This is a genomic window from Vibrio sinus (assembly GCF_023634645.1).
GTDB classification, from domain to species: Bacteria; Pseudomonadota; Gammaproteobacteria; order Enterobacterales; family Vibrionaceae; genus Vibrio; species Vibrio sinus.
In genome coordinates this window covers 40,081-53,235 of record NZ_JAMKMR010000012.1, presented here as the reverse complement: position 1 = coordinate 53,235, position 13,155 = coordinate 40,081, and the positions used below count along the sequence as shown (strand labels likewise).

The 13,155-nt window shown below is 43.8% G+C and carries 12 protein-coding genes; 8 read left to right on the top strand and 4 right to left on the bottom strand.

Translation table 11 applies throughout. The features are described 5' to 3' along the window. Positions 1–65 precede the first annotated feature (65 nt). From M9194_RS13440 to M9194_RS13430, 3 genes are all read left to right on the top strand, one after another. Entirely contained in the window at positions 66–1,061 is a 996-nt protein-coding gene (locus M9194_RS13440) for a bile acid:sodium symporter family protein (protein ID WP_250613191.1), read from the top strand. A gap of 278 nt (positions 1,062–1,339) precedes the next feature. Further along, complete coding sequence (locus M9194_RS13435) at positions 1,340–2,611, top strand: ammonium transporter (protein ID WP_250613190.1); 1,272 nt, start codon at positions 1,340–1,342, stop codon at positions 2,609–2,611. A 102-nt stretch (positions 2,612–2,713) separates the two neighbouring features. Then, on the top strand, positions 2,714–3,049 hold the full coding sequence (locus M9194_RS13430) for a DOPA 4,5-dioxygenase family protein (RefSeq protein ID WP_250613189.1): 336 nt from the start codon (positions 2,714–2,716) through the stop codon (positions 3,047–3,049). A 53-nt stretch (positions 3,050–3,102) separates the two neighbouring features. Here M9194_RS13430 and M9194_RS13425 read toward each other — a convergent pair whose 3' ends face one another. Then, positions 3,103–3,906 (bottom strand): fumarylacetoacetate hydrolase family protein, encoded by an 804-nt coding sequence (locus M9194_RS13425; protein ID WP_250613188.1) that lies wholly within the window; start codon positions 3,904–3,906, stop codon positions 3,103–3,105. A 245-nt stretch (positions 3,907–4,151) separates the two neighbouring features. Here M9194_RS13425 and M9194_RS13420 point away from each other — a divergent pair, with 245 nt between their 5' ends. Then, positions 4,152–5,156 carry a substrate-binding domain-containing protein gene (locus M9194_RS13420; protein WP_250613187.1) on the top strand — a complete coding sequence of 335 codons (1,005 nt, stop codon included), beginning with the start codon at positions 4,152–4,154 and terminating at the stop codon, positions 5,154–5,156. A gap of 101 nt (positions 5,157–5,257) precedes the next feature. Here the strand turns inward: M9194_RS13420 and tpx are convergent, their stop codons facing one another. After that, entirely contained in the window at positions 5,258–5,764 is a 507-nt protein-coding gene (gene tpx, locus M9194_RS13415; RefSeq protein WP_250613186.1) for a thiol peroxidase, read from the bottom strand. Between the two features lie 404 nt (positions 5,765–6,168). Between tpx and M9194_RS13410 the strand changes: the two genes are divergently transcribed. Both M9194_RS13410 and M9194_RS13405 read left to right on the top strand, forming a co-directional pair. Further along, positions 6,169–7,404: an amino acid permease gene (locus M9194_RS13410; RefSeq protein ID WP_250613185.1), complete on the top strand. Its 1,236-nt coding sequence runs from the start codon at positions 6,169–6,171 to the stop codon at positions 7,402–7,404. 181 nt (positions 7,405–7,585) lie between these two features. Further along, entirely contained in the window at positions 7,586–8,458 is an 873-nt protein-coding gene (locus M9194_RS13405; protein WP_250613184.1) for an SDR family NAD(P)-dependent oxidoreductase, read from the top strand. On the opposite strand, the gene M9194_RS13400 is transcribed toward M9194_RS13405, so the two are convergent. Continuing rightward, positions 8,446–9,348, bottom strand: a complete 903-nt coding sequence (locus M9194_RS13400; protein WP_250613183.1) for a LysR family transcriptional regulator — start codon at positions 9,346–9,348, stop codon at positions 8,446–8,448. The genes M9194_RS13405 and M9194_RS13400 overlap by 13 nt on opposite strands. 604 nt (positions 9,349–9,952) lie before the next feature. On the opposite strand from M9194_RS13400, the gene M9194_RS13395 reads away from it, so the two are divergent. After that, positions 9,953–10,552: an outer membrane protein gene (locus M9194_RS13395; RefSeq protein ID WP_250613182.1), complete on the top strand. Its 600-nt coding sequence runs from the start codon at positions 9,953–9,955 to the stop codon at positions 10,550–10,552. A 58-nt stretch (positions 10,553–10,610) separates the two neighbouring features. On the opposite strand, the gene M9194_RS13390 is transcribed toward M9194_RS13395, so the two are convergent. After that, the gene (locus tag M9194_RS13390; protein ID WP_250613181.1) at positions 10,611–11,873 is read right to left on the bottom strand and encodes a hypothetical protein; all 1,263 of its coding nucleotides are present in this window, start codon (positions 11,871–11,873) and stop codon (positions 10,611–10,613) included. Positions 11,874–12,041: 168 nt separating this feature from the next. Between M9194_RS13390 and M9194_RS13385 the strand changes: the two genes are divergently transcribed. Beyond that, complete coding sequence (locus tag M9194_RS13385) at positions 12,042–13,127, top strand: SGNH/GDSL hydrolase family protein (RefSeq protein WP_250613180.1); 1,086 nt, start codon at positions 12,042–12,044, stop codon at positions 13,125–13,127. Positions 13,128–13,155 lie beyond the last annotated feature (28 nt).

Genomic DNA, 13,155 nt, shown 5'->3' with positions numbered 1-13,155 from the left:
AGTAAGAAATATTATCGATCTTAGACTAATGGCAATGAGTTGCAATTGTTGTCGAGTAAAACGGAATGAAAGTAATAAGCGTGATAAAAAAAGAATGGTTTTTAGTAGGAATGGTACTGGCAATCCTGCTCGCCGCACTGTTTCCCAACGTGGGCAAAAGCGACGGGGTCCTTCATCTTGATATCGTCACCACGCTTGGCATCGCACTGATTTTCTTTTTACACGGCATTGGTTTGTCTCCCTCCGCCATCAAGCAGGGCCTAAAAAACTGGCGGCTCCACATTCTTGTGCAGTGCATGACGTTCGTTGCCTATCCACTGCTGTGGCTGATTTTCGGTCACGGTTTACAGGCGATATTTCCGGCAGCTCTCGCCTTTGGTTTTAGCTACCTATTTGCACTGCCCAGCACGATATCCTCATCGGTTGCCATGACCAGTGTAGCCAAAGGCAATATTCCGGGTGCGATTTTTAACGCCTCACTCTCTAGTGTGCTCGGTGTCATCATTACACCATTCTTTGTGCAAATATTTATGGGAGCGAGCAGTGCAAACGTTCAAATACTTGCCACCATCATTGCTATCGCCAAAATGTTATTGCTGCCCATGATAGTTGGTCAGTTGGTTAGACCAATACTGATTCATTTTATGGAACGCCACAAAAGTGTGGTCAATAAAGTCGATAAAGTGGTGATTTTGCTGATTGTGTTTAACGCCTTTAGCAACTCCGTTGTGCAGCATATTTGGTCAAACTTCTCCGTTTTCACATTAGTCCTCGCAATGATCGTATGCACGATAGTTTTATTAGCTATTGCAACGTTAATTCCTTGGCTTTCAAGGAAGCTCAACTTTAACACTGAAGATGAAATTTCTGCGCTGTTTTGTGGCACCAAGAAATCGCTGGCCGCTGGTGTACCAATGGCAAAAGTCATCTTTGGCACTAACCCACATTTAGGGATGATTTTGTTACCCATCATGCTTTATCACCCCATTCAAATCTTCTACTGTGCAGTACTGGCAAATAGATACGCTGCAAGATTCAACTCAGCACCTCTGCCGAAGTAACACGTCAATCGAGCCATTGAACCATAACACTTCAGTTAATGGGCTCACCGCACCAAAATGGGGCATACATAGACATGCCTCATTGCATTTCTCTCTGCAAGCATTTTGAATAAGTCCAAAATTTCATGCAGTTACAGTATTTTTTGGGGTTACTTTATCCGGTGGCACAGTGATTGCTGTTTTCCAAAACGTTACGAGTAATGGAAAACACAATCAAGCAAGGATGCGATTCGTAATAGATTTTGATTCGGATCGATTTACCAATGGAGAATTACCCCTTGCGCTTGTATAGATTTTTGTTGCCCACCTTTATTAGTTTTTTCGCCCTACCCAGCTATGCAGGTACATTAAATTCTGGCGATACCGCATGGATGCTAACCGCAACCGCATTAGTGCTATTCATGACCATCCCCGGCTTAGCGCTCTTTTATGGTGGTATGGTTCGCAAGAAAAACGTCTTATCAGTTGTGATGCAGTGCTTCACGATTACTTGTTTGGTCACCATCATTTGGGCCGTCATTGGCTACAGTTTGGCGTTCTCCAAAGGCAATGGATTTGTTGGAAACTTAGATAATGACTTTCTAAAATCTCTCTCCGCTGACACCTTAACTGGCACCATTCCAGAATCGCTGTTCATGGTGTTCCAGATGACGTTTGCCATCATCGCCCCCGCGCTCATTACTGGCTCATTCGCTGAGCGGATGAAGTTTTCTGCCATGCTTTGGTTTATTGGACTATGGAGCGTCTTAATCTACAGCCCAATTGCACACTGGGTGTGGGGGCCAGATGGCTGGCTAGCAGGGAAAGGCGTACTGGATTTTGCGGGTGGAGACGTCATTCATATCAACGCGGGTATAGCAGGGTTAATGGCCGCGATTGTACTTGGCCCACGAAAAGGTTATGGCCGCGACAATATGGCGCCACACAATTTGGTGTTGACCGCCATTGGCGGCGCGATGCTTTGGATAGGCTGGTTTGGCTTTAATGCAGGCTCCGCGCTAAGCGCAGGAAGCAGCGCTGCAATGGCGATGGTGGTTACACAAATCGCCACCGCCGCTGCCGGGCTGAGCTGGATGGCGGTCGAGTGGTATCAGCATGGTAAACCCAGCTTATTAGGTATTGTTTCCGGTGCTGTCTCTGGGTTGGTCGGCATCACACCAGCGGCGGGCTTTGTTACGCCGATGGGCGCGTTAATTCTAGGGGTTGTGGCAGGCGCTGGCTGCTATTGGGGAGCAACTTGGCTCAAGCATAAATTTAATTACGATGACTCGTTAGATTGCTGGGGCGTGCATGGCATTGGCGGTATTATCGGTGCCATCATGACTGGACTTCTGGCCAGTAAAGCCATTGGTGGTACTGCTGGGGCGTTAGAAGGAAATTGGATGCAACTACCCATTCAGTTATTAGGCGCTGGCGCAACCATCGTTTACAGTGGGATCGGCAGTTTTATTTTACTCAAAATCATTGATAAGTGTATTGGGCTGCGGGTTGACTCTGAGTCCGAACAAGAAGGCCTAGATTTAGCCTGTCACGATGAGCGTGTACTTTAAGTTGATAACTAATCCAACACCCAAGTGTCTTCCTCAACACTTGGGTTATCTCTAATTCGTGATAAGCTAAAGCACAAATCTGATAAAAAATGATACGAGATTATGGATTTAGTAAACACTCACCAACACTATCATGCCCACGTTTATTTTGACGAGAGTTCACAACATATCGCCAGTGAGTTAAGAGATAAAATTAGTGACGAGCTTAATATGCCAGTAGGCCGATTTCACACCAAACTCGTTGGCCCTCACACCATGTGGAGTTTTATGATCGCATTTAACACCGATCAATTCGATACATTTACCCAATGGCTTAATGTTCATAGACAAGACTTGAGCATTCTTATTCATGCTGACACTGGCGATGATTACGCCGATCACACCCAGCATGTAAACTGGTTGGGTAGCCCTGTCGATATCGATTTATCTAAGTTCTAGAGTGCCCCCTAACACATCGATACCTAATCGCAGACATAATTATTAGGTATCGTTTACTCAAATAGATTAATCACATTGCCGACATTTTCTATTGATACTTGCACCTCATCTCCCTTTTTAATCGGTTGGGTACGTCCGGGGGTACCCATAAAAATCAAATCGCCGGGCATTAATGTGAAATATTGGCTGAGATAACTGACCACCTTGGTTGGCTTATGAATCATGTTCTTGGTGCTTTCTTTTTGCACCACTTCGCCATTTAATCGCGTGGTGATGACCAAATCATTGATATCTAAACCTGTAACAATCTCTGGGCTAATTGGCCCAAAACCATTACTAGATTTCGCCCGTAACCATTGCAGGTCAGAGCGCTGCCAATTTCGCTCAGTGATATCGTTACCGACCAGAACACCGAAAATCGCCTCTTCAGCTTGGGCTTGGGTTGCCTTATGTAATGATTTCCCAATCACCAAAACTAACTCACCTTCGAAGTGAACATTTTTCGCATCAGACGGCAATTTGACCGTATCGCCTGATAACACTAAGGAAGAAACTAACTTGGAAAATATGGGTGGGGGCGCACTGGAATTAGAAGGCAAATGGCTCGCGAAATTCATACCAACAGCAAAGACCTTGTTGGATTTCACCGGTAGCAATAGTCCCACTTCAGACAAAGAGATCGGATTGCCAATTGGCTTTGCACTGCTGAATATATCACCGATCAGTGGCTGAATTTGATTTCCCGTCACTTGCCCGTAGGATTCTTCTCCTTGAAACTGATATCTCACGTACTTTTTAGCCGCTTGAGAGCTAAAGGATAGCGAAGCAAGCAACACAACTAACCAGCAGTATTTCATTTATAATCCATTATATTTTTCATCCATATTGATAGTTTAGAGCTATTTTAGTCAGCGAAAAGTGGGGCTTATCGACCTTTTCACATTACTCATGTAGGTGTAAACGATTTCAACTTTAATCTTATATTCCTATCAATTAGAGATCTTTTGACCATTTTTCAATAATCTTCTCTCTTAATTAAGTGAAAACGATTACAATGGTGCGATAATCAATATAACGCTCCTTAAGAGCGATGAGGTATCCTATGTCAACGATCAAAGATGTCGCTAGAGAAGCCGGAGTATCCATTGCCACCGTCTCTAGGGTCATCAATAAATCACCTAAAGCCAGTCAATCGGCCTTTGACGCCGTCAACCAAGCAATGAGTAAGCTTGGTTATCGCCCGAATGCCGCTGCCAAGGCGCTTGTCAGCCAAAATTCAAATACCGTAGGCGTTTTAGTCAGCGATGTCTCGGACCCTTTCTTTGGTGCACTGGTCAAATCGGTGGATAAAATCGCTCGGCAACACGGCAAGCATACGCTTATCGGCAATGGCTACCACGATGCAAATCAAGAAAAAGAATCGATTGAATTACTCATCAATAACCGTTGCGATGCGCTGATTATTCATGCCAAGGGGTTATCAGACGAAGAGCTGATGAGCTATGCCAACGAAGTGAAAAGTTTGGTCATCATTAACCGACATATTGAACCATTAGCGGGCCGCTGCGTCTCGCTGGATAACTTCAAAGGTTCTTTTCTTGCCACTGAATATCTGATTCGTCATGGGCACACTAAAATCGGCTGCGTAAGCTCGAACCATGATATTGAAGACGCCACCGAGCGTACTCGCGGTTACCTCGCCGCCCTCAAAGAGCATGGCATTGATTTACCCAAAAGTTATGTTGAATATGGTTCACCAGATAGCGAAGGTGGAGAGTTGGCAATGTCTAACCTGCTAACAAAGTCTCTGGAAATGACCGCCATTGTTGCCTACAACGACAACATGGCAGCCGGGGCTTTAGCGGCGGCCAACGAAAACGGCTTAACCGTGCCGGATCAACTTTCTATAGTCGGCTTTGACGACGGCTTAATCGCACGTTATGTGCACCCAAAGCTTACCACGGTTAGATACCCGATAGAAATGATGGCAGAAAAAGCGATGAATATTGCTTTAGAACTGGCTAAAGATTGTCAGCCAGAGCCTGAGCCACTGCGCTTTTCACCGACAGTGGTGAGGCGAGATTCAGTGGTGAAAAATTCAAACTAAAACCAATACGTATAAAATTACCCAATCAACCTTACAATATTTCCTAAGGTTGATTGGGTATATATCCATTATTCAATGTTTGAATAAATTGGGTTTGGGAATTAAGCGTTCTTCACCGCTTCTAATGCAGCTTCATAGTTAGGTTCGCTGGTAATTTCTCCAACAAGCTCACCGTAGGTGACCAAACCTTCTTCGTTGACAACCACAACCGCGCGAGCTGCCAAACCTTGTAGTGCACCTTGGTTTAGGTTCACACCGTAGTCTTCAGTGAATGATGGAGCACGGAAGAAAGAAGCTGTTTGAACATTTTCTAGCCCTTCCGCTTCGCAGAAACGACCAGCCGCGAATGGTAGATCAGCAGAAATGCACAGTACTGTAGTATTTTCTAAGTTAGACGCTTCTTGGTTGAATTTGCGAACACTTGCTGCACAAACTGGAGTATCGATACTTGGGAAGATGTTAAGCACCACTTTCTTGCCACGAAGCTCAGACGATTTGATGTCTGCTAGCGTTGAAGAAGTAAGCGTAAACTCTGGAGCTTGAGAACCAGCTTGAACAAAGTTGCCTGAAACGTTGACTGATTCGCCTTTAAAAGTGACTTGACTCATTTTCTCTACTCTCATCATGGGTTTGGTGTGAAGTCTTCTCCCCATCCTTATCAGTGTGGAGATTTTTCCTATCTTCGATAACGAAAATATAAAGCAACATTAAGTTCAACTTATTACATTCCCATTAAATCCAACCAGAAAAACATTCATCCATTGAATTCGACCATTTTGTACAACAATATTATGTTGTCTCGGGTTTATTTTTACTCAATACGTGTATGACAATCAATATAAATATTAGACTCTTATATGCCACTTGATACGGTATCGGCCTAACCTGCGAATATAGAGAATTTAGTCATTTGAATTTTAACCCCCGTTACGTATACTCTTGCGCGGTGAAAACGTAACCAAGGTGTTATCCACTAAACCCGTGATGAAAATAAACTTCTAGAGAAAAGTCCATGAAATCCAAAACGCTCGGCAGCAGCCTCATCTTTACAGGTAACTGTGTCGGTGCTGGTATACTAGCGCTCCCCCTATCAACGGCTGGCTTAGGCTTTGTCGCAACAAGTGTTGTCATCACGCTTTGTTGGCTCGTCTCAATGACTGCCTCACTCCTCATTGTTGAGGTTTTAGCGGCTCATCCTGAAAAAGAACTCAACTTCGATTCTATGTATGCTCTGACATTAGGCAGAGCAGGACAAATCATTGGCATGCTGGCCTATGTGATTTTGCTTTATTCCGTTGCGGCGGCCTACACCAGTGGTGGCGCCTCAATTTTGACGGCGATTTTAGGTCAAGCTGGCATTCACTTACCAAGTTGGATTTCTGCGGTTGCATTTATCCTGATCCTAGGTGGCATTGTTTATAAAGGACATCGCGCCGTTGACATGAGCAACCGAGTCCTTCTCTCTATCAAAGGGATTTGCTTTATCATTCTCGCCGCCATATTGATGCCGGATGTCAGAGCCGTCAATCTGTTTGATATTACGCATACTGCACCGTATTTGTGGGTTGCCATTCCGATTTTGTTTTTCTCTTTTGGCCTGCAAATAATGGTGCCTAGTATGTTTAGCTATCTAGATAAAGACATTAAGGAAATTCGCAAAGCCATTGTTATCGGCAGTTTTCTACCTTTGGTAATTTATCTACTTTGGTTGGTAGTGATATTGGGAATATTGCCTCGATTCGGCTCCACCAGCTTTTCAAACTTCTTACAGCACCATTCAGCCAACGACATCGGTGATTTGTTTGTCATGCTTGGAAGCCAGTCTACTATCCATTTGAGCAGTACGGTGATGGGCGTGTTTACCAATGTGGCTGTCATGACCACTTTCCTATCTTTAACGTTAGCGCTGCACGATTATATGCGCGATTTATGCAAAGTTAGCACCAGTAAACGCGGTCGCAAGATCAGTGTAGCCATCACTTATCTTCCACCGCTTTTAGTGTCGCTATTTTTGCCCGCACTTTTTCAAAGTGCTCTGGAATACGCGGCAGGATTGCAAGCGCTACTACTGCTTATTATCCCTGTCGCCATGGTGTGGTCAGTGAGGCGCAGACAAGCCAACACTAATGAAGAAATACACTATCGTGTCTTCGGTGGCAAAGGTTTACTCTCCCTATTGGCCGCTTTCGGCGTTGTGCTGGTTGTGCTTGGCTTTATGGCGAGCTTGAATATGTTACCAATGCTATAGAGAGTAAACTTTCCAAATCGTCTCTCCATCTATCAGGTTAGCCTCACACTGAGGCTAGCTATTCCTCTATTGAAGATTATCTTCGCCCGATTGAAACTGTTTCCACCTTCAAACACGTAGTGCCCAATCACTCTAGGCACTAATCTTTGAAGTAAGAGACAAGAGAGGCAGGAATTCGAACATGAGCAAAGTCGTACTGATCACGGGGGCTACCGACGGCATTGGCCTTGAAACAGCAAAAATGCTGTTGGACAAAGAGATATATGTTCTGCTGCACGGCCGTAGCGAGAGCAAGATGGAAAAGATAAAAGCACAGCTCAGTGACATCTACGGCGCACAAAAATTCGAAACCTATTTGGCCGATCTGTCTTGTTTGACTCAGGTTAAGCAACTTATCTTAGACATTTGCGAAAAGCACGGGAAATTAGACGTCCTGATCAATAACGCGGGAGTTTTTACCACCAATCATTATATGACTGATGATGGGTTAGATATTCGCTTTGCTGTAAATACCATAGCTCCATACTTGCTCACGAAGGAGCTGCTACCTTTATTTGTCAAAGATGGCAGAGTCATAAATGTTTCCTCTGCCGCGCAAGCGAGCGTCAACATAGAGGCACTATTAGGAGAGCAGCGACTCTCAGACGGCGATGCCTACGCGCAAAGCAAACTGGCTCTTACTATGTGGACCCGCGAGATGGCCAAGTCATTGGGTGAGCGTGCTCCAATGATTGTATCGGTCAACCCTGCCTCGTTTTTAGGCAGTAAAATGGTTCAAACCGCCTATGGTGTGGCGGGTAAAGATTTGCGGATCGGCGCAATCATTCTCTGTCGGGCCGCGCTATCGGATGAATTTATTGACGCAGCAGGCAAGTATTTTGACAATGACACGGGCCGTTTCGACAATCCACACCCCGATGCTTTGGATGGAGAAAAAAGCGCGTTAGTGGTGAAAACCATCGAAGATATTCTGGCTATTTCATTAATCAATACACCGAACTTTTTGGCCAATAATTCGCAGAGCACCATAGATGCTGATCTTTATTTTAAATGAAGGTCCCAATAGGGTGGATGCCCATATAACTCATTGAAGTAATCGATAAAGGCTCTGACTTTTGGCGCCAATAGATTCGTGCTTGGATACACTGCCCAAATGTTGGTTTTTGATTTTAGTGGGTAATCTCTCAACACCTCAACTAGCTCGCCTGAGTTTAGATGCTGGTACGCAATCCAAGTAGAAGCAATCGTGACTCCAATGCCTTTTACGCACGCATCCCGCACAGCTTCACCATTATCCGATTTGAAATACCCTTTTGGTTTAATATTCACAGTTCCACGGGGCGTTTCAAAAGGCCAAGTTTCCACGCCATGCAAAACAATGCATCTGTGATTATAGAGATCAGCAGGTTTATCCGGTTGACCAAATTGTTTTATATATTCAGGCGATGCACAAACTATCCGGTGATCGCTGGCAAGCTTTTTCGCAACCAAGGTTGAATCTTTCAGTTCCGCATTACGAACAGCAACATCAAAGCCACCTTCCACTAGGTCAACAATGCAATCCGACAAACGAAAATCAACGCTTAAATTAGGGTTTTGAGTCATAAACTCTTTTAGTGCAGGGATTAAATGCATCCGCCCAAATGACGCTGGCGCTGTCACCCTTAATACCCCTTCCGGTGAAACACTGCCGCTTCCAACCGAAGCTCTCGCAACTTCAATGGAATGAAGTACGCTTTCAGCATGCGGAAGAAATGCCGCGCCTTCTTCGGTTAAGCTGACCTTTCTTGTGGTTCGGTGGACAAGTCTCACCCCTAGGCTTTGTTCAAGCTTATTAATATGTGAACTTGCCACAGCTGGGGAAAGCCCAAGATCTTGTCCAGCCATACTAATATTATGGGTCGAGGCCAAGCGAACAAATAATTTCAAGTGCTCAATATTCATACCTTACAACATACTCAGGTAGCCTTTTATTCGGTTACTAAGACTGGTCACTTGAGCACGAATTTATATCCTTATCTGGTTATCATCATTTTATTCTTTCTCGCCTGAATCTAGTCAAGGTTGGACTAATTCTCAAATCTGTGCCGCAGTTATTGACGACACTCTAACAGTAAATCGCATTTATATTAATTTGGATTCATATAAAACTATATCTCTAAGATCAAACCTATTTTCGAATCTTTAGCATGAATAGTATTCACGTATTATATTTTATATAAATCAAAGAATTAGATCAGTTAGAAAACTAAACTCTTATCATTAAAAAGTTCGAAAAATTTTCAAACTTTTTTCATCTCGTTATCAGGATCTGCCCACTTACCCATCAACATCGCAAAGTCATTATTAATCATATGGTTAATTTAGTTGATCGAATCTTACACTTTTGATGATTTTAACAAACACAGCAGAACAGCATTTGGTTGTAATAAAACTGAAATCAAATTGAAATAATCAGTGATTAATATTCCCGGCCTGCCAACTTGGATGGTCACTTTTACCTCACAAATGTAAACGATTACACAACTAAATATAATGGGAAAATAATATGAAAAAGACAAATATTTCGAAGTGCGTTGCACTTGCAACCATTTTATCTGTGGCAGGTACGGCTTCTGCTTTCGCTGGCAATATCTATGTTGATGGTGGTGTGGGTGTGGCTTCAACCAAAGTTGCTGGTCAAATTATTTCACAAGACTCCATGACAAAGTCACACCTCTCTGGTGGAGTTGCTGTCGGTTATCAGCAAGAATTAAATGATAAATGGGATGCTGGAGCAGAGTTAGGTTACTCGTACTTTGGAACTATCAGTAACAATGTTGGTTCAGATGAACTTAAATTCCAGTCTTCGTCGATAGATTTGGCAGGCGTGGGTACTTACCACATTGACGAAAAATGGGCTGTGTTTGGTAAAGGTGGAGTCGCCTATATGATGTCTAAAGTGACAGACTCTCAAGGCGTATTATCTGGCGAAGACTCTAATGAGTATAAGCCTTTGTTAGGAGCTGGAGTTCGATACAGCATAGACGAGCAACTTAGTCTACAGGGTACGTATACACACTACTTTGGCGACAACTCTAACACCAGCAATAACTACGCGCCTGTAGTAAACAACTTCCTAGTTGGCGTTCACTACACTTTCGAATAATCGAAGTTAGGGCGTTCCACTGCTTTCGCTTTTAAAAAGGCGAAAGCAGCTAAAACCACTAAAAATACACCTTCGCAACTAATGCCGCTACTATCCACATCAAAATTGAATACAGTCTTTGCACTTTCATGTATTTCAACCTAGGCACATTATAGTGCTCGGTGAGCATCATTCCGACGCTAGATAGCGGACTAATCGCCGTCGCAATAGCCCAAGCAGTGACAAACAAAAATACCATCTCGTTCGGGTTTACCTGCATATATTGCAAAAAAGGACTAATCAAAGAAATAGTGATAATCGGATGTACACCAAATATCGACACTAAGGTCATGACTACCCCAACAAGAATAAAGTCCACACTGGTAAACTGGGCTGGTAACAGCTGATTAATATTAGAGAAATGATGCAAGATTGAAGCAATACCGATTGAGAACACACCTGCTGCCATAAATAATGCAAACTGACCAGACATCCTTGGTATTTTTTCGCCAACCACTTCGATGCTTTTCTCAACTTTTTCACCCATTGGCACAAATAAAATCGCACCAATTGGCGCAACAATGGTGATGAGTAAAATCGTCGACATGTTGGGATCAAAGTAATGACCAATCATCACTGCAACGGCGAGAAAAGCAGGCAAAGTCAAACTATCCAAACTGAGCGGGTAACCTTCAAATGGCGGCGTTTTAAAACGATAGGTGTCAAACATGGTCAGCAGTGCCATCGGGATCACCATTATTAGCCCCGCACCAATATAGTGGCTAATTTTTGCGCCTGGTGAATAGTTCAGCGCCACCGCTCCTCCCATGAAAAACGGTGACCAAAGCGCTGCGCCACAAAACCCTCGCGACATAAAAGCTGCTTGAGTCGGCGTTAGCTTTCTCGCTTTCTCAGATAGACGATCGCCAACAATAAACAAGATAGACAAGTTAATAATGCCGCCGATAAAGTGGCACGTTGCCAAGGTCGACAATGCCCCTTTTTGCCCTTTCGGAATGCGTTTATCTTCGGTGGTTTTGGCCTTATTGGCGGTCAAAAAGGTGATACCAGCAAACATCATAACCAACGGCAAGTTGACGTGCATAGCAAGCCACCAGTCAATGTGCCCACTGACAAACAAACTCACCAGCAATAACACAATGCCGATGAGAAATAACGACAATGACTGAATTTTGCTAGTGCGATTTAGGCCCGGCCACACCATCAATACCGTGACCCAACACAAAATGACCGACGGAAATAGTGGCAATGAGGCAAACGATGCCACTACATACCAAATAAGGCTTAAGAAAATGAGCCAACCCGATAACTGTCTACGCATAATTGTTTAAATGACCTTTTCAGTGCGATAGTCCCCTCAGCCCAATCTATACCTTCTCCATGAATATCATAGATATACAAAAACAATAATAAATTGGTCACATCTCTGTAGCGATGAATGGCTAGCTTAATGTCGTCCTTACTTAACGGCATTCAAAGAGAGTTAATAATGAAAAAGCGAATATTAGCATTGTGTGGAATATTGTCACTCGGTACGAGCATGGCCAGTTACGCACAAACGCAATCTGAACAACACTATCCTAGCCTTTATCAACACCTGATTGTGTTTGGCGATAGCTTATCTGATCAGGGTGTACAAAACCAAAATCCGACTAACCTAGCCAATAACAAGATGTCTACTTACACCACTCCGGGTTCTAGAATGTGGCCAGAATACGTGGCCACTGCTTTAAAAACCAAGGTGACCTACAATAACACCTCTTTTATCAATCAAAAATACAATTCCTACGTCAAAATTAATTTAGGTGGCAGCAACTTTGCTTCTGGCGGCGCGACAACCGAAGGCCAAGGAATTACGCGCTCGTGCAACTCGAACGAAAAGCTAACTTGTTACAACCCACCTTCAGTACAAAAACAAGTGAGCACTTACTTAAATTCACTGAGCGGCCAATTAGACACTGGTAAAAACTTGTATGCATTTTGGTCGGGAGCCAACAATATCTTCATTACTTTAGATAAAATGCTTGCCAAGAAAGCCACGCCAGAAGATGTGGTCAAATCAGCCGTCACAGCCGCAACTCAAGAAGCAGAAATTATCAATAACCTAAAAAATCACTTTATCAATCGCACTGGTATCAATCCTGAGTTTTTGGTTATTAACTTACCCGATCTGGGAAAAACTCCGCTAGGCCAGCAATCGGCTGCGTTGACAGCTCTGCTAAACCAAGCATCGTCGGCTTATAACACGACGTTATACAGTTTGCTGCAAACCGACGTGATAAAAGCCTATTATGTCGACGCTAACAGCTTGGTTAACACGGTTATCAGTAATCCAGATCACACGGTTGAAATCGATGGCAGAGAGATTAAGTTTGATAATGTGACCGCTCCAGCCTGTGACAACGGCTCGTCGGCGTTAACCTGTATACCCGCTGAAGACAACGACCACTATCTGTTTGAAGACGATATTCATCCAACCGGTCTAGGGCAATACGTCATTGGCGTAACGGCTGCGAACTGTGTAACCAAAGGAAAGCAGTCCAAACAACCATATTGTGAAGTACTGAACAGCTAAAAGGGCTTGATCTGGTGCTTGCAATTCT